The sequence below is a fragment of the Bacteroides sp. ZJ-18 genome (assembly GCF_011038705.2).
Taxonomy (GTDB): domain Bacteria; phylum Bacteroidota; class Bacteroidia; order Bacteroidales; family Bacteroidaceae; genus Bacteroides; species Bacteroides hominis.
The window spans coordinates 3,143,282-3,165,839 of sequence record NZ_CP072198.1 but is presented as its reverse complement, the minus strand read 5'-3'; the positions used below and the strand labels follow the sequence as shown (position 1 = coordinate 3,165,839).

The 22,558-nt window shown below is 38.5% G+C and carries 28 protein-coding genes; 7 read left to right on the top strand and 21 right to left on the bottom strand.

Annotation, left to right across the window (positions count from 1 at the left end):
- Nucleotides 1–12: 12 nt before the first annotated feature.
- Nucleotides 13–1,197 carry a uracil-xanthine permease family protein gene (locus G7Y45_RS12655; RefSeq protein ID WP_165014689.1) on the bottom strand — a complete coding sequence of 395 codons (1,185 nt, stop codon included), beginning with the start codon at nt 1,195–1,197 and terminating at the stop codon, nt 13–15.
- Nucleotides 1,198–1,369: 172 nt separating this feature from the next.
- Here G7Y45_RS12655 and G7Y45_RS12650 point away from each other — a divergent pair, with 172 nt between their 5' ends.
- Nucleotides 1,370–2,836 carry a potassium/proton antiporter gene (locus G7Y45_RS12650; protein ID WP_005805674.1) on the top strand — a complete coding sequence of 489 codons (1,467 nt, stop codon included), beginning with the start codon at nt 1,370–1,372 and terminating at the stop codon, nt 2,834–2,836.
- A 213-nt stretch (nt 2,837–3,049) separates the two neighbouring features.
- Nucleotides 3,050–4,714, top strand: a complete 1,665-nt coding sequence (locus tag G7Y45_RS12645) for a long-chain fatty acid--CoA ligase (protein WP_165014685.1) — start codon at nt 3,050–3,052, stop codon at nt 4,712–4,714.
- Between the two features lie 5 nt (nt 4,715–4,719).
- Here the strand turns inward: G7Y45_RS12645 and G7Y45_RS12640 are convergent, their stop codons facing one another.
- Together G7Y45_RS12640 and G7Y45_RS12635 are read right to left on the bottom strand one after the other, a co-directional pair.
- Nucleotides 4,720–5,103 carry a DUF3037 domain-containing protein gene (locus G7Y45_RS12640; RefSeq protein ID WP_005777457.1) on the bottom strand — a complete coding sequence of 128 codons (384 nt, stop codon included), beginning with the start codon at nt 5,101–5,103 and terminating at the stop codon, nt 4,720–4,722.
- Nucleotides 5,081–5,863, bottom strand: a complete 783-nt coding sequence (locus tag G7Y45_RS12635) for a HipA family kinase (protein WP_005777455.1) — start codon at nt 5,861–5,863, stop codon at nt 5,081–5,083. Before G7Y45_RS12635 ends, G7Y45_RS12640 begins: the two co-directional genes overlap by 23 nt.
- Before the next feature lie 185 nt (nt 5,864–6,048).
- On the opposite strand from G7Y45_RS12635, the gene G7Y45_RS12630 reads away from it, so the two are divergent.
- On the top strand, nt 6,049–7,623 hold the full coding sequence (locus G7Y45_RS12630) for an AAA family ATPase (protein WP_005777454.1): 1,575 nt from the start codon (nt 6,049–6,051) through the stop codon (nt 7,621–7,623).
- Complete coding sequence (locus G7Y45_RS12625) at nt 7,598–8,968, top strand: VWA domain-containing protein (protein ID WP_165014682.1); 1,371 nt, start codon at nt 7,598–7,600, stop codon at nt 8,966–8,968. Before G7Y45_RS12630 ends, G7Y45_RS12625 begins: the two co-directional genes overlap by 26 nt.
- A 292-nt stretch (nt 8,969–9,260) precedes the next feature.
- Here G7Y45_RS12625 and G7Y45_RS12620 read toward each other — a convergent pair whose 3' ends face one another.
- Entirely contained in the window at nt 9,261–10,112 is an 852-nt protein-coding gene (locus G7Y45_RS12620) for an AraC family transcriptional regulator (protein ID WP_122296459.1), read from the bottom strand.
- A 429-nt stretch (nt 10,113–10,541) separates the two neighbouring features.
- Here G7Y45_RS12620 and G7Y45_RS12615 point away from each other — a divergent pair, with 429 nt between their 5' ends.
- The gene (locus tag G7Y45_RS12615; protein WP_005777448.1) at nt 10,542–11,096 is read left to right on the top strand and encodes a hypothetical protein; all 555 of its coding nucleotides are present in this window, start codon (nt 10,542–10,544) and stop codon (nt 11,094–11,096) included.
- A 22-nt stretch (nt 11,097–11,118) separates the two neighbouring features.
- Nucleotides 11,119–11,664, top strand: coding sequence for a hypothetical protein (locus G7Y45_RS12610; RefSeq protein ID WP_032537968.1), 546 nt, complete (start codon nt 11,119–11,121; stop codon nt 11,662–11,664).
- Here G7Y45_RS12610 and G7Y45_RS12605 read toward each other — a convergent pair.
- Genes G7Y45_RS12605 through G7Y45_RS12595 form a run of 3 tightly spaced genes read right to left on the bottom strand, consistent with a single transcriptional unit; the run spans nt 11,647 to nt 13,223 of the window.
- Nucleotides 11,647–12,135, bottom strand: a complete 489-nt coding sequence (locus G7Y45_RS12605) for a hypothetical protein (RefSeq protein ID WP_032538049.1) — start codon at nt 12,133–12,135, stop codon at nt 11,647–11,649. The genes G7Y45_RS12610 and G7Y45_RS12605 overlap by 18 nt on opposite strands.
- A 6-nt stretch (nt 12,136–12,141) precedes the next feature.
- Nucleotides 12,142–12,675 (bottom strand): hypothetical protein, encoded by a 534-nt coding sequence (locus G7Y45_RS12600; protein WP_032536041.1) that lies wholly within the window; start codon nt 12,673–12,675, stop codon nt 12,142–12,144.
- 35 nt (nt 12,676–12,710) lie between these two features.
- Nucleotides 12,711–13,223 carry a hypothetical protein gene (locus G7Y45_RS12595; RefSeq protein WP_165014679.1) on the bottom strand — a complete coding sequence of 171 codons (513 nt, stop codon included), beginning with the start codon at nt 13,221–13,223 and terminating at the stop codon, nt 12,711–12,713.
- Between the two features lie 176 nt (nt 13,224–13,399).
- On the opposite strand from G7Y45_RS12595, the gene G7Y45_RS12590 reads away from it, so the two are divergent.
- Complete coding sequence (locus G7Y45_RS12590; protein ID WP_005805636.1) at nt 13,400–13,621, top strand: hypothetical protein; 222 nt, start codon at nt 13,400–13,402, stop codon at nt 13,619–13,621.
- Between the two features lie 180 nt (nt 13,622–13,801).
- Here G7Y45_RS12590 and G7Y45_RS12585 read toward each other — a convergent pair whose 3' ends face one another.
- The 14 genes from G7Y45_RS12585 to G7Y45_RS12520 all read right to left on the bottom strand — a co-directional run bounded on the left by G7Y45_RS12585 (nt 13,802) and on the right by G7Y45_RS12520 (nt 22,546).
- Entirely contained in the window at nt 13,802–14,233 is a 432-nt protein-coding gene (locus G7Y45_RS12585) for a hypothetical protein (protein WP_032537967.1), read from the bottom strand.
- 59 nt (nt 14,234–14,292) lie between these two features.
- Nucleotides 14,293–14,556 carry a hypothetical protein gene (locus G7Y45_RS12580; RefSeq protein ID WP_165014677.1) on the bottom strand — a complete coding sequence of 88 codons (264 nt, stop codon included), beginning with the start codon at nt 14,554–14,556 and terminating at the stop codon, nt 14,293–14,295.
- Nucleotides 14,557–14,777: 221 nt separating this feature from the next.
- Complete coding sequence (locus tag G7Y45_RS12575) at nt 14,778–15,254, bottom strand: hypothetical protein (protein WP_165014674.1); 477 nt, start codon at nt 15,252–15,254, stop codon at nt 14,778–14,780.
- A 77-nt stretch (nt 15,255–15,331) separates the two neighbouring features.
- On the bottom strand, nt 15,332–15,676 hold the full coding sequence (locus tag G7Y45_RS12570; RefSeq protein ID WP_165014672.1) for an immunity 51 family protein: 345 nt from the start codon (nt 15,674–15,676) through the stop codon (nt 15,332–15,334).
- A gap of 2 nt (nt 15,677–15,678) precedes the next feature.
- A complete protein-coding gene (locus tag G7Y45_RS12565) occupies nt 15,679–16,056 on the bottom strand; it encodes a hypothetical protein (RefSeq protein ID WP_165014669.1) in 378 nt (125 codons plus the stop codon).
- Between the two features lie 65 nt (nt 16,057–16,121).
- The gene (locus tag G7Y45_RS12560) at nt 16,122–16,436 is read right to left on the bottom strand and encodes a hypothetical protein (protein WP_165014666.1); all 315 of its coding nucleotides are present in this window, start codon (nt 16,434–16,436) and stop codon (nt 16,122–16,124) included.
- A 76-nt stretch (nt 16,437–16,512) separates the two neighbouring features.
- The gene (locus tag G7Y45_RS12555) at nt 16,513–16,965 is read right to left on the bottom strand and encodes an SMI1/KNR4 family protein (protein WP_165014663.1); all 453 of its coding nucleotides are present in this window, start codon (nt 16,963–16,965) and stop codon (nt 16,513–16,515) included.
- Between the two features lie 152 nt (nt 16,966–17,117).
- Nucleotides 17,118–17,558, bottom strand: coding sequence for a hypothetical protein (locus tag G7Y45_RS12550; RefSeq protein ID WP_165014660.1), 441 nt, complete (start codon nt 17,556–17,558; stop codon nt 17,118–17,120).
- 79 nt (nt 17,559–17,637) lie between these two features.
- A complete protein-coding gene (locus G7Y45_RS12545; protein WP_165014657.1) occupies nt 17,638–18,165 on the bottom strand; it encodes a hypothetical protein in 528 nt (175 codons plus the stop codon).
- Nucleotides 18,166–18,233: 68 nt separating this feature from the next.
- On the bottom strand, nt 18,234–18,569 hold the full coding sequence (locus G7Y45_RS12540) for a hypothetical protein (RefSeq protein ID WP_165014654.1): 336 nt from the start codon (nt 18,567–18,569) through the stop codon (nt 18,234–18,236).
- Nucleotides 18,570–18,644: 75 nt separating this feature from the next.
- Nucleotides 18,645–18,926, bottom strand: coding sequence for a hypothetical protein (locus tag G7Y45_RS12535; protein WP_165014651.1), 282 nt, complete (start codon nt 18,924–18,926; stop codon nt 18,645–18,647).
- Between the two features lie 61 nt (nt 18,927–18,987).
- On the bottom strand, nt 18,988–19,365 hold the full coding sequence (locus tag G7Y45_RS12530; protein WP_165014648.1) for an Imm10 family immunity protein: 378 nt from the start codon (nt 19,363–19,365) through the stop codon (nt 18,988–18,990).
- A gap of 83 nt (nt 19,366–19,448) precedes the next feature.
- Nucleotides 19,449–20,588, bottom strand: coding sequence for a tyrosine-type recombinase/integrase (locus tag G7Y45_RS12525; RefSeq protein WP_371729227.1), 1,140 nt, complete (start codon nt 20,586–20,588; stop codon nt 19,449–19,451).
- Between the two features lie 626 nt (nt 20,589–21,214).
- On the bottom strand, nt 21,215–22,546 hold the full coding sequence (locus G7Y45_RS12520; protein ID WP_165014645.1) for a RagB/SusD family nutrient uptake outer membrane protein: 1,332 nt from the start codon (nt 22,544–22,546) through the stop codon (nt 21,215–21,217).
- Nucleotides 22,547–22,558: the final 12 nt, after the last annotated feature.

Below are 22,558 nucleotides of genomic sequence, written 5' to 3'. Positions count from 1 at the left end.
CTTCATCGTTTATCACTCTTCTCTCGGGAGCACCAGGTTCAACCCTACTCCTACCAATGCAGCGAGACCGATTCCTGACAATGAAAACTCACCCCATGTCAACACGGCTCCACCTATGCCTATTGTCAAGGTCAGAGAAACAATTATGATATTGCGCGTCCGGCTCAAGTCAATGCAATTATTGACAAGATTGGCAATTCCCGCACAAGCAATCGTACCGAAAAGAAGCAGCATGATTCCTCCCAATACAGCCGAAGGGATAGACTTTAGCAAAGCACTGACTTTGCCGATCACTGAAAACAGGATTGCCGTGACCGCCGCAATTCGTATTACCTGAGGATTTGTCACCTTGGTAAGTGACATCGCTCCGGTTACTTCCGAATATGTAGTCACAGGAGGACCTCCCAACAAGCCTGCACAAAGACAGGCCAAACCATCTCCCAAGAGCGTTCGATGCAATCCGGGATCTTTCACATAGTCCTTTCTGGTTACAGTATTTACTACATACACATCACCGATATGTTCTATCACCGGAGCAATCGCTACCGGCATCATAAACAAAATAGGCTCCCAGGAGAACTTAGGAAATACAAACTGCGGAAAGCCCAACCATGCTGCATCTCTCACTCCCGACAGGTCGACATCATAAAAGACCAATGCGGCAACATACCCCACGATAATTCCGCAAAAGATAGGTATTAGCTTCAATAGTCCTTTAGCACGGATAGATACAACCACGGCAGTCAGTAATGAAAGTAATGCAAGAGTCCAGTTTTCTTTTGCCATATTGACTCCGGTTCCGGCAAGTGAAAGCCCGATCAAGATAATTACCGGACCAATAACTACCGGAGGGAACAGGCGTTCAATCAGTCTGATTCCCTGCCATTTGACCAAAGCACTCATGACAAAGTATACCAATGCAACCCCCACCATTCCAGAAAGCGTGCCGGCGAGTCCGTATAATTCGGTTGCTTTAATAATGGGAGCAATAAACGCAAAGCTGCTGCCCAGGAAGATAGGAACTTTCCCCTTTGTTACCAAATGAAAAAGAAGTGTACCGATACCGGCCGTAAATAAGGCTGTAGAGGGGTCAAGTCCGACCAATAAAGGTACGAGAACAGTAGCGCCAAAAGCCACAAAAAGAAACTGTACTCCTACCACGCCCTTACGTAAAGGAGAAAGATGATTTGAATCCATATAGATATAGAATGATATTATTTTGGCTGCAAAAATAACATTTTTAAACTATTTTACGGCAATTTGGGACATAAATACATCCAAAGAGCATTTCTATTTGTTACATAATTTAAGTAACTTCGCACAGTGAAATGTAAAATAACAAATTAATAACCTTCAGCACTTATTGCTTATGATATTTACCGCAGAAAACATTCTACTCATTGGCTCTATCTTACTATTCGTTAGCATTGTTGTCGGAAAAACCGGCTATCGTTTCGGAGTACCCGCTTTATTATTATTTCTTCTCGTAGGCATGTTTTTCGGAAGCGACGGTCTGGGACTGCAGTTCCACAACGCCAAAGTCGCTCAATTTATAGGTATGGTAGCCCTTAGCGTCATCTTGTTTTCCGGTGGTATGGATACTAAGTTCAAAGAAATCCGTCCCATCCTGTCACCGGGAATTGTACTCTCTACTGTAGGAGTACTCCTCACAGCTCTTTTCACCGGTTTGTTCATTTGGTATCTTTCCGGAATGGGTTGGACGAATATCCATTTCCCGCTGATTACTTCCCTACTGCTTGCATCGACCATGTCGTCCACCGATTCTGCCTCCGTGTTCGCTATCCTCCGTTCACAGAAGATGAATCTGAAACATAATCTGCGTCCCATGCTTGAACTGGAAAGCGGAAGCAACGACCCGATGGCTTATATGCTGACCATTGTCCTGATACAGTTCATCCAATCGGATGGTATGGGTACAGGCACCATTATCGGCTCATTCATCATCCAGTTCCTGGTAGGCGCAGCCGCCGGATATATACTGGGAAAGCTGGCAATACTGATCCTTAATAAAATAAATATCGATAACCAGTCACTTTATCCCATTCTGTTACTGTCATTTGTATTCTTTACTTTTGCCATCACCGACCTACTCCGCGGTAACGGATATTTGGCTGTATACATTGCCGGTATGATGGTAGGTAACCATAAAATAACCTTTCGGAAAGAAATTGCAACGTTTATGGACGGACTTACATGGTTATTCCAAATCATTATGTTCCTCATGCTGGGACTACTTGTCAATCCGCACGAAATGCTTGAAGTTGCTGTTGTAGCATTACTTATCGGAGTATTCATGATCGTTATCGGGCGTCCTTTAAGTGTATTTCTTTGTCTGTTGCCTTTCCGAAAAATCACTTTGAAATCGCGTTTATTCGTTTCGTGGGTAGGTCTGCGGGGAGCTGTGCCTATCATTTTTGCAACCTATCCGGTAGTAGCCAATGTAGAAGGATCGAATATGATTTTCAATATTGTATTTTTCATCACGATTGTTTCGCTGATTGTGCAAGGAACAAGCGTATCGTTTGTAGCACGCTTATTGCATCTGTCTACTCCTCTTGAAAAGACCGGAAATGAATTTGGTGTCGAACTTCCCGAAGAAATAGATACCGACCTCTCGGACATGACCATCACTTCGGAAATATTGAGTGAAGCCGATACGCTGAAAGATATGAACCTGCCTAAAGGAACTTTGGTAATGATCGTAAAACGCGGAGATGAATTCCTGATTCCTAATGGCACACTAAAACTGCACGTAGGGGACAAATTATTGCTGATCTCAGAAAAGAATAAAAAAGAAATGGCTGAGAGTGAATAAAAGCTCATAACGAAGTACACAGAGAACACGGAGATTATATATCACCCTGATATCATAAGACGTGTCTCTGTGACTTTTATCGGCTTAATAATAGACAAATAAAGCTCTCCCATCCTCCGTTAATTTAACGTAAAACTTTACGAAAGAATTCGGTTTCCGTTAATAGAATATTAATTTTGCGCAGTTTTAAACTGAATGTGCAAAAATTACAAAATGGAACAAGAACAACGGTTCATTGGTTATATTGAACAGAGCATCATAAACAACTGGGATGCAAACGCCCTGACAGACTACAAAGGAATCACCCTTCAATATAAGGATGTAGCCCGGAAAATAGCCAAATTTCACATCATATTAGAAATGGCCGGCATTCAGCCGGGAGATAAAATAGCTGTCTGTGGACGTAATAGTGCCCACTGGGCTGTAACCTTTTTGGCTACTGTGACCTATGGTGCAGTAATTGTTCCTATCTTACACGAATTTAAGGCTGACAATATTCACAATATCGTCAATCACTCCGAAGCAAAATTGCTTTTTATAGGTGAGCAGGTGTGGGAAAACCTTAATGAGGACCGGATGCCGCTACTTGAAGGCATATCTTCCTTAACTGACTTTGCCCCACTTGTGTCGCGCAACAATAAACTGACGTATGCACATGAACACCGTAATGAAATATACGGGCAACGATATCCCAGAAATTTCCGCCCGGAACATATCTCCTACCGTAAAGAAATGCCGGAAGAACTGGCTGTCATAAATTATACGTCGGGAACAACCGGCTATTCCAAAGGAGTTATGCTTCCATACCGGAGTTTGTGGTCAAACATCGCCTATTGTCATGAGATGCTTCCGGTAAAACCGGGAGATCATATCGTCTCCATGCTCCCTATGGGACATGTGTTCGGCATGGTCTACGACTTCCTTTACGGATTCTCTGCCGGCGCCCATCTCTACTTTCTGACGCGTATGCCGTCTCCTAAGATCATTGCACAGTCATTTGCGGAAATCAAGCCGAGAGTGATCTCTTGTGTGCCGTTGATTGTTGAAAAGATTATTAAAAAAGATATTCTCCCCAAACTGGACAATAAAATAGGTAAATTGCTGTTGAAGGTCCCCATTGTTAATGATAAAATAAAAGCCGCTGCCCGACAGGCCGCTATGGAGATCTTCGGGGGAAATTTCGAAGAGATTATTATCGGAGGAGCTCCATTCAATGCAGAAGTGGAAGCCTTCCTTAAACAAATAGGATTTCCATACACCATTGCTTATGGCATGACAGAATGTGGGCCCATTATCTGCTCAAGTCGCTGGGAAACCTTGAAACAGGCTTCGTGCGGAAAAGCAACCAGCCGTATGGAAGTGAGAATCGACTCCACTGATCCGAAAAGCATTGCCGGAGAAATCATTTGTAAGGGTATGAACCTAATGTTGGGGTACTACAAAAATCCGGAAGCGACTTCACAAATCATCGATGTAAACGGATGGCTCCATACCGGAGACTTAGCCACAATGGATTCGGAGGGGTATGTCACAGTACGTGGACGAAGTAAAAACATGTTACTAACTTCAAGCGGACAGAACATTTATCCGGAAGAAATAGAAAGTAAATTCAACAACATGCCTTATGTATCCGAATCATTAGTCCTGCTCCAGAAAGATAAACTTGTGGCATTAATCTACCCTGATTTCGATGATGCCTTTGCACATGGACTATCACAAACAGATATTGAAAGGATGATGGAAACCAACCGGATTGAACTCAATCAGCAATTACCCTCTTATTGCCAGATTACTAAAATAAAGATTCACTTCGAAGAATTTGAGAAAACTGCGAAGAAGAGCATCAAACGATTTATGTATCAGGAGGCAAAAGGATAAAAGCATTAAAGTACCAATTCCCGGAACAATCGCTCCAATGTCTCCTCCAGATCATCGGAGTAACCCACATGAGGTCTTGAAGTTTGAATACACGAACTCCGGTGTGCAGTCAACCATCGAAAACGTTCCGGGATTTCCAATTGGGCAATAGCTCCTCCTGTACGGCAACCGGCACAAATTTTGCTAAAAGCCTCCAGATGTTCACGGAAAGAATCAATATCAAGTTCCGGTGCAAATAGCCTCAGCCTTTTTTCATTGATATCATAACGCATCCTGATAAAGCATGCTTGTTTGGAAAACAGGATAACTCCAACATTGATAAACTCCTCACGTTCCACTTTCGGAACAATCCGGATAACGGCGTATTCATAAATATGCTTCTCTGGCATGTTTTGCTTCTTTTACAAACGTTTCAGAATGTTCTATCCTTTCTATAAGAAATTGGTAATAGATATCACGGATATCTTGGGGAGTTTCATTTTTGTCACGCCACTCCACCCAGTCATCCGGAATCAAATTTACGATCTCACGAATCTTCTCCGATGTCAGTAATACCCGAAATTCGGCATCCACCTCCTCCAACTTATCGGCTTGCGGCAATAGAGCATGATCTTTAATCTGAGTAAAAGGACTCATTGCATGTTTGTGCCAATTGACCCATGAATGCTGAAAAAAGAGAGAGGCACCATGATCTATCAGCCACAACTCTTTATGCCACATAAGCATATTGGTATTTTTCGTGGTACGGTCCACATTAGTCAATAACGCATCCAGCCATACAACCTGTGACGCCAGTTTGCCGTCGATCTCAGTAACAACCGGATCGAATGGTAAAGCGCCTGAAAGAAAATGCAAGCCCAGATTCAATCCCCGGCTTCCCTGCAATAAATCCTGTATCTCTTCGTCACCTTCCGAACGTCCGAAAGCTTCATCTAAATTCAAAAAGACCAACTCCGGCAGACGAAAACCCAACATCCGTGCAATCTCACCACCAATCAATTCTGCTATCAGTGCTTTAGTTCCGTGCCCTGCACCCCGAAACTTAACAACATATTTAAAACCATCATCAGCTTCGGCCAGCGCCGGTAGAGAACCACCCTCACGCAGCGGCATGATGTAACGAGTGACATCGACTGTACGCAACTCCATAATTCAAACTCCTTCCTGTATACTGTTACAGGTGATAAAGATACAATAATGTTTCCATTTCACCAACTTCTGTTTATAACACTCCATACGAATATATGTTTATACAAGCCGTTGACATACAAAAATACAACTATGCCTCAATTTGGCAGAAAAATCCCTTATTTTTGCACAAAATTCAGAAGTACATGAAAACAGTAAAATCACATATTACCCAATTATTGTATGCCATGAACGAGGGAATCTTTGAGAAAGAACATCCCATCGCATTATCACTTTTATCAGCCATTTCCGGAGAAAGCATTTTCTTCCTCGGACCTCCGGGAGTCGCCAAAAGCCTTATCGCAAGACGATTGAAACTGGCATTCGACAGAAGCACTTCCTTTGAATACCTGATGTCCCGTTTCAGTACCCCCGATGAAATATTCGGTCCGGTATCCATCTCTAAGCTGAAAGACGAGGATAAATATGAACGTATTATCGAAGGCTACCTTCCATCGGCAACGATCGTATTTCTGGATGAAATATGGAAAGCCGGACCAAGCATACAAAACTCATTGCTGACAGTCATCAACGAGAAAATATACCGCAACGGACAATATACGATCCGGTTGCCATTGAAAGGATTAATAGCAGCTTCTAACGAACTGCCCGCTCAGGGAGAAGGTTTAGAAGCTCTGTGGGATCGTTTCCTAATACGCTGTTTCGTAGGGAACATCGAACAGGAATTCGCTTTCGACCGGATGATAGCCTCAGTAAATGATGCTGAACCGGTAATTCCATCCGGACTTTCCATTACAGAAGAGCAATACAGGGACTGGCGAACTCAAATCAACCAAGTCAATATACATTATACCATCTTTGAATTAATTCACTCCATCAAACGGCAGATAGAAAAATATAACATACAGAAAGAAGAAATCCCCCACTCTGTTCTTTATGTTTCTGACCGCCGATGGAAAAAAATCGTATCCTTACTCAGAACTTCTGCTTTTCTGAACGGAGCAGATACCATTCGCTTCTCCGACTGTACGCTATTACTACATTGCCTGTGGAACGAGGTGGAACAAATCCCGGTTGTCGAACAAATAGTTTCGGCCGCACTCCGCGAGTGCATCGACCACTATCTTTGTGGTGAACGAATTTTAGAACAGAAATTGAACAGTATCCGGGAAAACATGAAATCAGAACACAGCCTGAGAGAAATAAAAGATCCTGCATTACAGATTGTAGATACTTTCTATCATCAGATTGAAGGATATCCTGTAGCAGGCAATTTATTGATTTTTGCTTCCGACTACCAAGGTTTAAGGAAAGATACTCAAAAATTGTTTTATATCCAGAGAGATAAGTATCGTCCTGTAAATTGGATATTAAAGGTATATGACTATGTCCGCAATCGCAATGTATCCCAATCAGCCGTCGTCTCACTTAAAAAAGGCACTCGCTCTGTATTCATCAATAATCAAGAGCACCCATTAACCTGTAATACAGGATATGACATTGATATTCCGGAAGAGACATATCAACCTTTTGAATTTCGGTTTCAGGAGTTGATTGACCTATGCCATAACCGCGAAAATGACTTAAAGCGCATAACTGACATCGAATTACAATATTGCAAGGAACATTTATTTATGGACGATAAACAACGCAGTATGATTAAACGAGTATTAAACAGCCAGAAAGAAATGCTGGACATCTGCCAGAATGAAATCCGGGAAATAGCATATACACATGGATTGGAAAATAAGGAATATTAGGCTGCAAGAACTTAGAGACATCTATCTGGAAAAGCTGGAAAAGGTAACTTACCAACTATACGAGTCACATCTTCGGAATGATATTATCAAGCAAGAGGAACTTGATGAAGAAATCAAGTCTTATTATCAACACACTCAACCCTCCCTGCAGGAATTTTATTCACATTATGCTGCGCAATGGGAACATTTTTACGAAAGTCGTGAACTTACGGACACCGCTTTTTTGCATTTTCTTGAGAATTCAGCCTATCCGTTACAAATGAAATACAACCGCGGTGACTTAAATATTCAATACTATATCAGCCGATTTCATACACTTAAAAAACGGTCGAAAGAGTGGAAAAACCTTCGAAATCTTTTTTTTGGCAAATGGCATCACCTGTTAGCTAATAATGAATATAATTATCAGACAGAACGTATCGACGGACTTTGTGAGAACTTCTACCAACTACAGAAAAGCATAGCCAATCAGCTGCCCCAACGTGGTAGCATCCGCTTAATGTGGTTATTAAGGGGGCACAAAGAACTGGCTAAACAACTTTTCCATTACGACGAAATAGCAAAAACTCACCCGGCTATTCGGGAACTGGCAGAAATTCTCGGAAAACAACATCAAGGTAAGGAGAAAAAATTCCGTATGATTGCAGGCATACACCAGGAACAGATCATTACGCATGCTGCCCAAAGCGATATAAGAGGAATATGTGAAGGCAATGATTTAAACAGCCTCTTACCCATAGAGTATTGTTATCTTTCAGATCCAGTCTTACAATCTCTTTTCTTCGAACGATTCAGCAAGAAGAAGTTACAGATGATAGACTATGAATCAAAGGAACAACACCGCATAAAAGATGTAAAGGTACAGGGAAAAGATATTGCAGAAGAACAATCAGGACCATTTATTATCTGTGTGGATACTTCAGGATCTATGAGTGGAGAAAGAGAAGAGTTTGTCAAATCGGCCATTCTTGCCATTGCCGAACTCACAGAACAACAAGATCGAAAATGCTATCTTATCAGCTTTTCCGACGACATAGCCTGCATTGAGATAGAACGTTTAAGCCAAAATATACAGGAATTAGCAGATTTTCTTTGTCAAAGTTTTCATGGAGGCACTGATTTAACCCCTGCACTTCTTCACGCTATACATATTTTAAGAACTAAATCTTATCGGAATGCTGATCTGGTAATGATGTCCGACTTCGAAATGTCTCCTTTAAATGACGAGCTTTCGGAAGAAATAAAGAAAATCAAGCAACACAATACCTACATATATGCTCTTTCTGTACAAAAACAATGTGAAAAAACTTATTTAGATATCTGCGATAGATTCTGGTTTATTTAAATTATGTTATAAAGCATGCTTTTTTTCTTGGATAGTTTGCAGATTAATTTATCGTGCGTATATTTGCAATGTGTTTTTCATAGTATTAGATTTTAAGGTTAACAAAGGTTGGAGTACGGCGGTACTCCTTTTTTTATTTATATATTGATCCTATTAAATATCCAATCAAACAGGTCAGCATCTTACTCACAAAACGGTAAAACAGTTTTTGAGTAAAAAGTCCCTAAAGTAAGGTTATAACCCCATTGTTCAGGTACCAAGCCGTTCCTATATCCACGACATCCCACTATCTTTAATCAACGAACTTCTGTTCATCCATGAATCCTTCCCTTATTTGGGTGGGTGTAGCGTTCAGGTTACGTCTGCAAAAGTCCCAGAAATAGTTGCTCGACTCAAACCCGCAATCACCCGCAATCTCTTTCATGGGAAGGTTGGTATGGGTGAGCAGCGTTACTACACGCTTTGCTTTTTGCTCCATCATCCATTTGCGGGGAGCAGCCCCGAACTCCTCTTTGAAACGACGTTCAAAAGTATTCACCGCACATCCGCATTTCTCCGCCAATTCCGTAACGGTCTTTGCTGTAGGGAAGGCAGCCATCACTTTGTCACGAAAAGAATATTCTTTCAAGTGTGGCAAGTACTTTTCCGCCACTTGCAGATCCGCTTCGCTGAATACGGGAATATTCCCTTTTCGGTACTCCTTTACCCTATCACGGCGACAAGATAGCAGGTAGCCCGTTAGTTCGTTGTACAATCCGTTCAGGTGCGGATAATCCTCATTATCATTGATGGCAGCCTGCATCCGGCATAAGAACAATATCCCGTCATGGTCTTTCTTTTTGATATATACTTTCATTGTATCCAATAAATATCCCAAAGAATCGTTGTCGTTATGATAAGCAGCCAATATCAGGTAAGCCGGCTCTTCCTGTGTTTTTAATGAAGGGCAAGGGCAATGTTCCTTCAACAGTTTCACCAGACAGGGCATATTATCCTCGTCCCGGGACAATCTTTCCAATGCCATCCACGTTACCGGATTCTTCACATCCGTCTGCCGCACAGCGACCTGTACCTTTTTCATCCACTCCTGTAACCCTGTTTGTCGAGCTTCATCCATCAAAATCTGACCCAAAGTTTTTCCCATACTTTCTATTTTAAATGGAAAAGTTATATGAACTTTATTTCATTCTGTTTAGCTGATCTTTTCCAACCGCATCCCATGTACTGGTTCTTATCGCCCTTTTTCTCATCTATTAACAGGGGCAGCGGTTCCGATTCCGGGCTACACATCTTATACGTCCAATAAACTGATTCCCCAAAATAAAACATGTCGTACTGCATTTTATTCAGTTGCTTTCATATTACTTTACTCTGCTTGTTATAAATGCCGTGCAGCCTGCTGTTTATTATTATCAAATATATGCGAAAGGTGTATAATACCAGTGCCCATCCTGTTTATTAACGTCAGTTTAACACGTTAAAGATAAAAACAAGCTCCGGTCATAATCTTTTCCCGATTGAAATTTGCCCTTTCCCTGCCATATCCGTAACTTTGTAAATCAAAGAATCCGATATGAATCAGGAATTATTAAAGCGCACGCTAAAGAACCGCCGCATAGAGCTGACGAATCAGGAGAAAAAGGATTACTATCCTAAAGAACCTCTTTTTATGCTTCTGTTTACTTCTGTCGCTTTACTGTTTTGCCTTCTGATGGCAAAGATTAAGGGTGAAACGATAGAACCGGAATCTGTATGGTTTGTCGTATTGTTTCCGGTTGTTTTCGCTGCGGTTGGTTACATTACCTATCGGAATAAGAAGAACACGCTCAAACTGCATTACATCAGTACGGCACTCACCCCCCAAGAGCAACAAAAAGTCCTGATACGGCTGGCTAAGGAAAATCAGTGGAAAATAATATTGTGCAACAAACAGCAATTCGTAGCCGATGACATTTGTATGCGCTGGCGTGTGCGTATAACCGTCATTTTCGGGAATCCGCATATGGCTTACAATAGCCGATGCAATCCCACTCGCCGTTGGCACGCTTCCGGTGGCAGGAATTGTGATAACCGGGAAGCAATCCGTCAAGCTATCGAAAGAGAATGGACAACCAAAAACAAGAACTAAAAGGTACGGTATAAACAACAATATGATAGAGTACATGAACATTCCGGCTTTGGTCTGTGTCTCCCTGTTAGGTGCGGGAGCCCTTGCCATGATAGTAGGCTCGCTATTGAAAATGCAATGGGCTACGGAGGGGAAAAAGACTTCGCTATTCACTTATCTTTTATGCCTGATTGCAATGGCAGGTTCCGGCTGGACATGGTATGATAGCATACACAAAGCCCGCGCGTTGGCAGAAGGCAACCGATACACTTTAGCCACTTATGAAAAAGTGTCGGGTGTCATTAAAGGGGGGCACAAGGTACGCCAGTTCGGTTTTTATGTGGATGGGGTGAAATATAATACTACGACGACATACCCCAAATTCTTGGGTGTCAGCAATCCTTTGCGCATCATAGTGAGGTATGCCGTCAGCAACCCTGAATACAATAAGGCTTTCGGGGACGAGTTTGTCCCCACATGGGTACTGTCCCCACCGAAAAAAGGTTGGAAACAATACCCGCCTGCTATTCATTGGGAAGGTGCTGTGCTGGATTCTGTTTATATGCAATCATTACAGGGTAATAATTAATCCGATGACGGTAAGTGCCGTATATACGCAGTTGATATAAAATGCAGCCATCAACAGCCGGGGGATATATTCCGACTTTCTGAATAAAGAGGCAGGCTGGATGATTAGCAAAGTAATAAAAAGAACAATGCTAAAGCCGACCTGGCTCATCAGCAACCATTGCGGATATTCCGTTATGACAGCCGCAGACCATGCTTGGAGCAAGGGAGTTATATTTTGCAGAAATACGTGAGCCGCAAAATATCCCAGAGAAGAAACGGCTTCTTTCCTCTGCCGTAGAAGCACATTGATAGTATAAACGCCTATTCCGGCTTGTCCCAGCAGTATGGATAACTGGAAAAAGTCGAAAATCCAATAGATGGGATTGCTGGTAGTATCATCGTTGGCAAAATAATCATAGAAACAGAGTGAGGACACGCAACTTGTTGCTACCAACCCTGCACAGATAAATGAAATGATTCTTATATTCATTGTCTTTCATTTTTTCAGATGCTTTTCCAATGCAATATACACTTCTTTCCGGTAACTGACAAAAATAGTTTTATCTGTTTGGGACGAATCTTTCTTTTTCCCGTCATAGTGCGGAATATTGGATAAAAACAGGCTATACGAGAAAATTATGTTCTCCTCTATTTTACGGGAAGGTTTGAATGACTTGGCAGGTATATAAGAATAAATACCCTCTTTACAACGGTAGGGCTTATACATTTGCACAACTCCCCACGAGTTTATCTCATCCACCCGGATGCTTCTTTTCCCGAACAGGCTTCGTGCTTCTATTCTATCCTCACAAAGTAAAATCTTACTGGGTAGTGCCCAACAGATTAACAGGATAGACAAAGATATGGGCAACAGGAAAATAAAGAGGACTTTATTCTCACTTAAATTGGCTACACATAAAAAGTAGATCATAAATGCACTGAATATACTGCATATTACGACTCCTGCCCAAACAAACTTATTTGTAGGGTAAATCCAGAATGTCTTTTTCCCGGAATCCTTATCTCTCATTTTATCATTATTCTTTTATATTCTCCTTATGCCCTCTAAGGCACTATATCGTAAATGGTCTGATCGTTATTCTTGAAAATGGTTTGTTCAATCAATTTTCCGACATGAACGATGCTGTCAATATCCGCATTGACTTTCAGGCTTAGAACCGGAGCATATTTCACATGATCGTAATCTATGGGCGTGTTGTTATAGGTCGTTTCGATAATTGGGTAATTATGCTCTTTGGCAAACTGCTTCAATGTATCCAGATAGGGAAGCTGGTCTTTGCTCATGGCTTCAAAATCAATGTAGAACTTTCCGTTATCCTGCATGAAATAGATACAATCCACACCATTGGCACAGATACCCGTAAAATCATATTCCGTTCGTCCTGCCTGTACGTTTTTCAGCACGCCCGGCAACTTATCCATTGTAATCTGTGCGGCTACCGGAATATAAGGATTTATACTCTCACTCTGCGTAGCTCGCTTGTTTCCATATCCACATCCCAGTAAACCCAGAATAGAAGCAAGTATTCCCATCGTTATTATTTTAAAGTGTTTCATATTCAAATTACTTTTATGATTTCATCCATTTCATTGAAATAGACTGCAAATATACGTTATGTGTTTCAATCCTATACTCTGATTTTTATCATATATATTCGATAATGTCTGGTGGCTAATCGACCATCAGGTCGATTCATCCGCTTGTTTTCTGTATTATTTTATTTCTAAACAATATGTATGACGCCAATAAACAAAGTAAAAATGGTATTGTAGTATCATACAAGCACATTGCACCAGAAAATAAAATCATCAAAATAGGAATAAGAAAAAATGATAGGAAACTATACAGTATGCTGTTTCTAACTCTTGCAAAGCAGTTCAAGAACAAAGTGATTGCTCCGGTAGATAATGCCAAAATTCCCAAAATTGACCAAGCCAATGCCATGCCTCTATAAGAAGCATCCATATCTGGTACAGGTTTTATATTTTGAGTCCTTAGCCAAAGAATACCCGTGGTACACAATAGGCTAATACATAATATTCCAAACCATATTTTCAATAATAGTTTGATTATATAGTATTTCTGTTTCATTTTTCGTTTATTTATTATCAAGTTAATGTCCGGTGGCAGCATTTTAATTCGAGCTATCTTTCATCATTATTCGTAGTTGTTTTTGCGTAGGTAATGTTTTCCATCCTTTATCTGGTGCTTTTAGAGTAAACCAAGATGGTACGCTGTCTAATATAAGATGTCGGTCGGGGGCTTTGGCTAAGAATGTTACAAAGTAACGGGTTCCGATTGGAGTGTTTTTACTCTCGGCAAATGATATAAAAAAACTTCCTTCATATAAAGTCTTATTATATATAAATTCATATTTTGCACTTTGCCCTCTATAAGCAGAACCGTATTTAATAAGAGTTACGATAGAATATATGCCATCCTTTTTTACATTGTTGTTTCTAATTGTTGAGACAGCATACAATAGAATAAATACTACAATAGGGATTATAAATTTTAAAATCTTGGTTTGCTTAATCATATTTATTGCTATTCTATATACTTTCATTTTTTTACTCTGTTGATAATGGTTTGCAGCTTGCCACCGTTAAGTGGCATAGGTGCGTGTTATCGTGATTTTAAAGAGTTTTCCAATGTTGTTATTAACAAATTTGCCAATTCTAAATCTTCAGATTTTATATTATTGGAATTTTCTGAAATCACCTCTTTAAAAGAGTTTAGAAAATCATACCAACCGTCTGTTAAACCAGTGGCATAGAATTGTGTCTGCTTTAATCGTTGCGCCAACAATTCGTTTTCTTTTTTTATATTAGAATATAGCACTTGATACAACTGCCAATATTCAGACATACTGTTTATCTTTTGCTTCATAGTTTTTTATATTCATGATAATGGGTTGCAGCTTGCCGCCGTTAGGCGGAACAGGTGCATGTTATGTGCATTTACTTCCAAAAATTGTCCTGCAAGTGTTTCTCTAAATATCGGCTTACAACTCTCCAGCCTTCGTTATCAGGGCTGTCATAGTACCATAGTTCTGCCGCAATGTCATCCAGTTTGCGGATAGTATCTGTATCTCACAAGGTTGTTATTATCTAATCTACTATCTCACTATTTATATACTCGAAATCATGTATTGCTGTAATTCTGGAACTATGTATTGATACAACAAATCCATTAATATCTAATGCGTTGAAAAGTATATAATGATTGTTGAAAATTAATCCTATACCTATCAAGTTTTTCTTTTCATCAGTAAATAGTTCCACTTTCAATACACATCCATACTCGCACTTAGAATGTGAAAATACAGTAAACTTATCCTCTTCTTCAATATCAAAATAACACTCTATCTTGTCAGCTATTTTTGTTGTTATATGTCCACTATTAGAATCTAATACAATATAGAAATTATCAAACTGTAAATATATCCACCAATACATTGGACTAAACAAATAAAAATTCTCTTGTTTCTCCGAATAACCGGAGACGATTATATCTTTTAATTCGTAATTTATAATACCTCTAAACATAATTGCTTTTCTTATAAATTGATATATCTGCTTTAACATATTTCACATCATTATTGCACATAATGACTGGCAGCTAACCTATTTTCGGAAGTTGAGCTGTTTATTAGCATCGTCTTTTAATCCAGTTCAGCACGGGAAAACAAGTCTATAATAAACTCTTGATCTTCACATGCTTCTTTGAATTTTAAGATAAACTTTTTTAAAGCATTTCTATCTTTTGAATAAACACAGAACATACTTCCTTCCGAGTCAAAATCAATACTTTCGGATAGTTCTGGTGCTTGTTCATCAATAAAGACACGAGCCAAAGATTCCCAATCATAGCCATTACCTTCAAATCCTTCATCTTCTCTTGATTGAAAGATTTCTGTTTTATATTCGCCAACAGTCAGACATACTGAAGCTGTAGTTTTATGTTCCACCCAAAAGAAGGGGTTAATTTCATCATTGATCTTCAACATAGCTATTCTGATTTTGCCCAACTTTTTATTTCTGTCAATTCGCTAAAAAGTTTATCTGCTGTTTCTTTTATTCCGGCACGATACTTTAAGGGTATTTTTTTCTCATTCCTTTCCCACCATTCATAAAATGTTTCTTTAAGCTGCTTGCGATTTAGGCGATAAATCCCCATTGAGGCTGTTGTTGGATATTTCTTGCAGATTGTGATTAACATATCAAGATTTACAAGTAAATACTGACAACCATCATCGTAATCTAATACCTTTAAACTCTCTTCCGCTTTTTGTACATTTTCTAAAGCAAAATTGAAATATCTCAAAGGAAATAAATCAGCCTTTGTATTTTCTTCCGGTCTTATGCCTTTATTGGTATGCTTCTTCATTTTATTTATTAATTCGATGCTAATGTCCGGCAGATAATCGACTATTAAGGTACTTTATCTGTTTGTTAGCAATCTAATTCATTTCCGTTTAATAATTCTATATCTCCTAATGCTTTATATTCCCTGTCCAAATCTTCTTTTGTGAATAGGTAATAATTGTCCTCAAATCTTGGCATATCATAGCCTTTTACAAAAGATAAGAAAGAGAATATTTTTGCATCTATATCTATACCTTGATTATCCTTGTTATCCAAAGCAAATAATAGATTATCAGCTTTCATCGAATTTCTATTTCTAATACCTTCTACATTATATTCTTCATTATCAGGTAACTCTTTAAGTATCTGATAGAAGTTTATTATCTGTTGTTTTACTTTCATTCATAATTTGTTTAGTGATTGCTAATGGCTTTCAACTAACTGCGTTTAGCAGTTAAGGTGATTGTTACAAGCATGATTAACTTTCAGTATCTGAATATTTAAGGAATTCCTTAAAGTAATTCATAAAGGAATCATATAATTTTATAGGTTTACTCATATGGGGAGTATCATCTTCCCAATATACATCAGCTCCCCAAATAGAAGAATCTTTCAGATTATTACCAACTGGAATTTTGTATAAAATAAGATATTCTCCTACCTCATAACTTAAAACTATCCAATCCATAGATAATTGAAATTCTTTTTGAACTTCCTTTGTTAATTCAATTATAGGATAGGAAATAATATCTGAATCTTTCGCTATTCCCGAAATGCAAACATCACTCCAATTACACATTCCGCATTGAGATAAAAAAGTTTTGTATTGTAATGGGAAAGATATGCCTAATTCCTTTTCAGCATATTCTATTTCCTGTTCTGTTGCACCATCCCAATGAACAAAGTCTTCTTTATCTTCTATTAGGTTCATTTGGTTGTTAGTAGCTCTATTTACTTTTTTATATTTTTCATCAGCAGCTTATCGAAAGAAACAAAATATTGCCAAGATGAAAAGAAAAATCGTGGTTACGCGTTGATTATATCCATTTTTTAAGTTTATAATAACCACTAAAAAATATAAGATTACTCTATTTTAAATGTTTCTTTGAATCTACAAATACCATTCTTTAAATCAACCATTACCATAGGTTCATTTTTTATTGGAGAACCATCAACCATATATAAATGCATAACAGACTTATATAAGGCAAGGCAAAATTCATCAAAATTCAATTTAATCTTTTGTCGAAAATATAAAATCTCTAATACTGTTTTTTTCTTTATAAAAGAAATAGCAAATGATGAATCCGCACCAATAAAAAGAAATCTTTTCTTATCGCATTGCAATCTATTTATCCCATTTAACAAATCTAATGCAGAAATAAAAACCATCATGGATTGATTCGGAACTGTGTTTTTGGAAGTTATTAATACTTCTTCATTTAGACATAATTCAAAATCCCCTAATTCAAAAGGACTAATTCTGTCGTCTAACGAATTTAAATAAAAGTTGATTTTTATCATATCTTTCTATTTTATTGTTGAGGTTACTAATGTTTAACAGCGTGCCGCTTTAGGCGGTTTGCTGTTTGTTATCAATCTTTCACTTCATTGCTTTTAAAATTATTTCAAGTATCTCTATTGGTGCAGCATCGTTATCACCAAAAGCATCAGTTCTTATATTAAAACTTTTAGGTAAATTCAAATTTTTCTCTAATAAAGGAAAATAGTACACACAGTTTAAAGGAATCCAAAACCATTCTTTGACCCATTCTTTAGGATATGGCATATCTTCATAGAGTTCAGGATAAGGTTCATATTTAGGTTCACATATTCTTTGAATGATTTCAAATAATTCCTGTTCTAATAAAGGTGATACAAGTGTTGGAGGCTCTGATAAACAAAATCGAAAAACGAGTTCTTCTGTTCCATCACCTTCCCAATGTTCAAATAAATCATTTTCAGTAATATGTTTACCTGTTAGTATTGAAAGCTGCTGAATAATTTCTGCACACTTTTCCTTATCCTCAATATTGCAAGCATTGTCGTATTTATCAATCAAGTCCAATACTTGTGGATAAATTTGTTTGGCTTTAATAATATTACATTCTATTTCATCTCTTAATTTCATGACATTTTTAGTTAATTTCTGACTGATAATGTTCGGCAGCGTTCCGTTTTAAGCGGTGTAGCTGTTTGTTAGCCGCTAATTTTATGTTCAAACAAAACATTTTTAATGCTTTTACAAAAGTTATGTAGATTATTCGGCGTTTCAAATGGAAATAGTTGATTTTCAAACTCATTTACCCCTAATTCAATCTCACCACTTTCCAACTTTACTAAAAGAGTATTCAAATCTTCTTTCTGAGTCAAAGAAAAATTAGCTTCATAAAATGGTATGATTTCATGTTGAAGAAATTTGCACAACGAATTATCATTATTCAAATCTAAATTTAGAAAGTTCATTGACATTTCATCATCATCAGCTCCACCAATAAAGTTATTGAATAGGTAAAAAAACAAATCGTTATTCATATTATTTCATTATTTAGCGACTAATGCCCGGCAGCTAATTGCCTTTTAGGGCAATTAAGGTGCGTGTTATCAGTTTTATTTTTGTGGAAAATAGATTGTACCGATCTTATTTTTTCCAGCATAAACATCTATCGAATTTGTTGAATTCAAAATGTTATAAGGTGCGTGATCAAACAAAAAGGACACTAAACAATCACTCACATATTTACCGGGTTCAAGTATAAACATTTTTATACTCCACCAAGAAGGCGTTGCTTGCGGTAAAAAGGTGACAGCATATAAAGGGTCTGCTGTTGGCAGATGGGGCAAACCACCTTCATCTTGTTTTAACCAATATATTTTCCCTTCTCTTTTCATTGTTTTAACTGATAATGTCCGGAGCGTTCCGCTTTAAGCGGCAGTGCTGTTTGTTAGCAACTTATTCAACAACCAAAATATCTCCGAAGATATTTGAAAGTATTTTTCTATACTCTTTTATGTCTTCAATTATATGTTCCTTATATGATACAATTATTGAAGTAATATCATCCATTCGTTTATGTTTTATCGAAAAGACAATTTCATTTTGATGTAAGACGACTTTGCTGCATAAGCCATAACCAGAATTAGATTGGTCTGAATATTCAAAATAGTATGAATCCATTCCCAATTTAATATCCTGTTCATCAAACTCTAATGCTCTTTCGACAATAACATACTCATTTGGTTCATTCTTATTATCTGCGAAACCAATTAAATAAGAATTGTCGACTGTTACTTCATATACTACGTCATTTGCTATAAAATTTATTTCCATATTTGACTTGTTTTACTCAGTTGCTAACGTTATGCTAACAGCGGTCATTTAATGTTCCGCTGTTATTTTCTCTAAGTATTTTATTAAATCTCTTCTTCTAAAATATCGTCCAACGGACTTTTAATTTTGCTTTTGTAAGTGTCTGCAATATGGACGTACATCTCGGTGGTTTTAATATTTTCATGCCCCAACAGTTCTTTTATGATTTTCAAGTCTGTTCCTTGTTCTATCAAATGTGTAGCGAACGAATGGCGGAACAAATGGGGATATACTCTTTTTGTTATTCCTGCTTCATGGGCTATCTCTTTCAGTTTTTTGGAAACGATACTTTCAGAGAATTGTACTCCGGCTTCACGTTCAAAAAGCCACTTTTCCGGCTGATATGCTATCCTATATTCTTCCAGTTTATTGATAAACGGTTTGGATAGCAGCGTATATCGGTCTTTCTTCCCTTTTCCCTGTCGCACATGTATCAGTGAACGGGAAATGTTTATATCATCCGGTTTTAAATTCAGCAATTCGCTGATACGAAGCCCTGCCGAGTACAACAGCGAATACATGCAATAAAACCGCAAATCTTCTTTAGCTACTGTTAGAAAGTCTTTCACTTCTTCCTTGCTCAATACATCCGGCAATGTCTTCTCACGTTTTGCACGGTTTACCTTGTAGCAGTGACGTTCGTTGCCCAGCACCTTTTCATAATAGAACTTGATCGCGTTGATACGTTGGTTCTGTTGGCAGGAAGAGATATTTTTCTTGTCTATCAGTTGAAGCAGGTAAGCATTTATTTCGTCCGGCGAAATCCTTTTCAGGTTGCTTCCGGCAAAATACTGTTGAAAATCTCCGATATAGGTAGTATATACCCGTATTGTATGATCGCTGTAACGCATCTGTTTCAGCTTTTCCAAAAAGCCCGCAGGCAGTTCCGGGCGGATGGTCTTTTCTTTCTCCGGTTTATTTGTAGTGTCTGTTACTTTGGAATAGTCAATAAATGCAAGATTCACATAACGGTCGAAGAAGTCTGCCAAAACAAAGTCTTCTGCCGGCAGGTATGCCTTGTCACTTTCAAACAGCACACCCTTCTCCTTTGACAACAATAGCCTTGCAGCATCGTTATTTCCGAAAGCTACCTCAATATACCTTCTCCTTCTCCGTATGGAGCGGGAGAGAATCATGCGTTCTTTTTTCCGGTATGTTTTTATATTCTTTATTTCGTCAGGCATAATGTCTGTGTTATATGGCTTCTTATCTACTAAATGACGATATTGGGCAAATTTACGCTATTTCCTTCTATTCTCTATTCTGATTTTTATCACATACATTCTGATAATTCATCAATATCAGTATTATGACCTCTAAAAATACGGTTTTGTCTAATCACCCACAAAGGAATCTGTTAGTTTTTTCCTATATCCTATAAAATAGAACAATACGGCTCCTCGTTTCGAAAGAATTCCCAATTAACAATGTTAATGCTATTCTTAAAGTATTCCATTCTTGAATAGAAAGAATAAATCTTTTGCACTTAAAAGACTTCTTCTTTATCATCAAAAGCCTTGCTTTAACACTGTGTTAAAACAAGGCTTTGACCGACAAGCAGCAAAGCGTCATAATCATCTAATTTGCAAACACATAGATAAAACATTCAATTCATATCCCCTGAATTCCGTTCATACATTCTGAAAGGAGATAATTACTTTTCTGACAAGTAAAGTTTCATTCTAAATCAATACTAACGTAAGCTATTTATTAGGGCACAGCGATAAATTACAAATAAAAAAAGCCGCAAAGTCTTTTTATAGACTCTGCGGCTTGGGTTGTGTGTGCTTTTTTTAGATCTTCATGTGTATTAGTTGGCTAATCCCGGATTGGCAGCAATAGCATCTTTCGGAATAGGAATCGTATAGCGTGGATCATCCTGTTCCAGTATATAGGTTTCGCCTTGGAGGACTTTCACAATCCGTGGACGCGTAGTACGACGAAGGTCAAACCAGCGATGTCCCTCAAAAGCAAGTTCACGGGCACGTTCATTCAATATTTCACCAATCAAAGCATCTTTATCCATTGTATTCACAGCATTCTTTTTCTCAACATAAGCTACGGGAGTGTAACGTTTCTGCATCAGTTCCAAAAGACGCGTACGTGCCTGCGGCAATTTGTCCAGACGCGCAGCAGCCTCGGCTGCATTGAGATAAAGTTCACCTACACGGAAAGTACAGGAGTAATCTCTTTTCCCTCCTTTAGAACTCTTTCGATTTCCATTTTCATCGGGAGCAGCAAAATAGGCAGCCAATCTCCTGTCACCTTCCTGATAAATAGTAAGAAAAGAGGCAGGAGCCCATGCGGCGTTATTGACTACTGAACTCATAACTTGCTCCAATGCCGTTATGGTTTCAACAGATTCAAAATGATTAGGCAGAACAAAGGAGGCTTCGTTCATATCAACAAGAACAGATTTTTTTGCTAATACTGCTTCAGCAGATTCAAGACATTTCTGCCACTCACCCATATATAGGCTGACACGGGACTGCAATGCATCTACTGCCAGAACGCTGAACCGATAAGAGAAAACTGTTTCCCATTCTTCTTTGTTTATCAGTTCACGAGCTCGTTCGATATCTGACAAAATAGAAATATAAACTTCTTCTACAGTATTGCGTCCTAATGTCTTTTCAATATCCGTATCCAACTTCAAAGGTACTGACTTTGAACTTAAGGCTCCGGGCTTAGTATATGGCTGACCATGTAAGTTTACCAAAACAAAATGCATATAAGCACGAAGTAGATAGGCCTCCCCCACCAACTGGTTCACTACTTCAAGAGTGCCCTCTGTAATTTCTTTTTCATTCTCGATCAACTGGTTAGCTATAAAAAGTACATTATAGAAATTGGACCAGGTAAACTGACTCGTCCCCGGAAACGGAGAAACATCATTCCAACGTTCAATGTCTCCGAATGAATTCCGGTCGTATTCATTATCATTCACCATCATCTCGTCCGAACGGAAACAAGCTTGTCCGCGGTCCTTCGGTACATTCAGATAAGCACGCGCCAATAAAGCGCGATACTCTTCAGCAGTTTGGGGGATCACGCTTCCCACCGGTTTTATGTCCAGATAACTATCACAGGCAGATAGCATCAACAGACAACTCAACAAAGTCAAAACATATATTTTTTTCATCTTCTTTTTTCT

Coding starts and splice junctions, on each gene's coding strand:
- G7Y45_RS12630 (WP_005777454.1), top strand. CDS start 6,049: ATGAAAACAGTAAAATCACATATTACCCAATTATTGTATGCCATGAAC.
- G7Y45_RS12605 (WP_032538049.1), bottom strand. CDS start 12,135: ATGAATATAAGAATCATTTCATTTATCTGTGCAGGGTTGGTAGCAACA.
- G7Y45_RS12620 (WP_122296459.1), bottom strand. CDS start 10,112: ATGGGAAAAACTTTGGGTCAGATTTTGATGGATGAAGCTCGACAAACA.
- G7Y45_RS12570 (WP_165014672.1), bottom strand. CDS start 15,676: ATGTTGAAGATCAATGATGAAATTAACCCCTTCTTTTGGGTGGAACAT.
- G7Y45_RS12640 (WP_005777457.1), bottom strand. CDS start 5,103: ATGCCAGAGAAGCATATTTATGAATACGCCGTTATCCGGATTGTTCCG.
- G7Y45_RS12530 (WP_165014648.1), bottom strand. CDS start 19,365: ATGGAAATAAATTTTATAGCAAATGACGTAGTATATGAAGTAACAGTC.
- G7Y45_RS12635 (WP_005777455.1), bottom strand. CDS start 5,863: ATGGAGTTGCGTACAGTCGATGTCACTCGTTACATCATGCCGCTGCGT.
- G7Y45_RS12565 (WP_165014669.1), bottom strand. CDS start 16,056: ATGAAGAAGCATACCAATAAAGGCATAAGACCGGAAGAAAATACAAAG.
- G7Y45_RS12650 (WP_005805674.1), top strand. CDS start 1,370: ATGATATTTACCGCAGAAAACATTCTACTCATTGGCTCTATCTTACTA.
- G7Y45_RS12560 (WP_165014666.1), bottom strand. CDS start 16,436: ATGAAAGTAAAACAACAGATAATAAACTTCTATCAGATACTTAAAGAG.
- G7Y45_RS12595 (WP_165014679.1), bottom strand. CDS start 13,223: ATGAAACACTTTAAAATAATAACGATGGGAATACTTGCTTCTATTCTG.
- G7Y45_RS12525 (WP_371729227.1), bottom strand. CDS start 20,588: ATGCCTGACGAAATAAAGAATATAAAAACATACCGGAAAAAAGAACGC.
- G7Y45_RS12600 (WP_032536041.1), bottom strand. CDS start 12,675: ATGAGAGATAAGGATTCCGGGAAAAAGACATTCTGGATTTACCCTACA.
- G7Y45_RS12535 (WP_165014651.1), bottom strand. CDS start 18,926: ATGAAAAGAGAAGGGAAAATATATTGGTTAAAACAAGATGAAGGTGGT.
- G7Y45_RS12610 (WP_032537968.1), top strand. CDS start 11,119: ATGATAGAGTACATGAACATTCCGGCTTTGGTCTGTGTCTCCCTGTTA.
- G7Y45_RS12615 (WP_005777448.1), top strand. CDS start 10,542: ATGAATCAGGAATTATTAAAGCGCACGCTAAAGAACCGCCGCATAGAG.
- G7Y45_RS12540 (WP_165014654.1), bottom strand. CDS start 18,569: ATGAATAACGATTTGTTTTTTTACCTATTCAATAACTTTATTGGTGGA.
- G7Y45_RS12645 (WP_165014685.1), top strand. CDS start 3,050: ATGGAACAAGAACAACGGTTCATTGGTTATATTGAACAGAGCATCATA.
- G7Y45_RS12545 (WP_165014657.1), bottom strand. CDS start 18,165: ATGAAATTAAGAGATGAAATAGAATGTAATATTATTAAAGCCAAACAA.
- G7Y45_RS12575 (WP_165014674.1), bottom strand. CDS start 15,254: ATGTTAAAGCAGATATATCAATTTATAAGAAAAGCAATTATGTTTAGA.
- G7Y45_RS12655 (WP_165014689.1), bottom strand. CDS start 1,197: ATGGATTCAAATCATCTTTCTCCTTTACGTAAGGGCGTGGTAGGAGTA.
- G7Y45_RS12580 (WP_165014677.1), bottom strand. CDS start 14,556: ATGAAGCAAAAGATAAACAGTATGTCTGAATATTGGCAGTTGTATCAA.
- G7Y45_RS12590 (WP_005805636.1), top strand. CDS start 13,400: ATGTATGACGCCAATAAACAAAGTAAAAATGGTATTGTAGTATCATAC.
- G7Y45_RS12520 (WP_165014645.1), bottom strand. CDS start 22,546: ATGAAAAAAATATATGTTTTGACTTTGTTGAGTTGTCTGTTGATGCTA.
- G7Y45_RS12625 (WP_165014682.1), top strand. CDS start 7,598: ATGGATTGGAAAATAAGGAATATTAGGCTGCAAGAACTTAGAGACATC.
- G7Y45_RS12585 (WP_032537967.1), bottom strand. CDS start 14,233: ATGAAAGTATATAGAATAGCAATAAATATGATTAAGCAAACCAAGATT.
- G7Y45_RS12555 (WP_165014663.1), bottom strand. CDS start 16,965: ATGAACCTAATAGAAGATAAAGAAGACTTTGTTCATTGGGATGGTGCA.
- G7Y45_RS12550 (WP_165014660.1), bottom strand. CDS start 17,558: ATGATAAAAATCAACTTTTATTTAAATTCGTTAGACGACAGAATTAGT.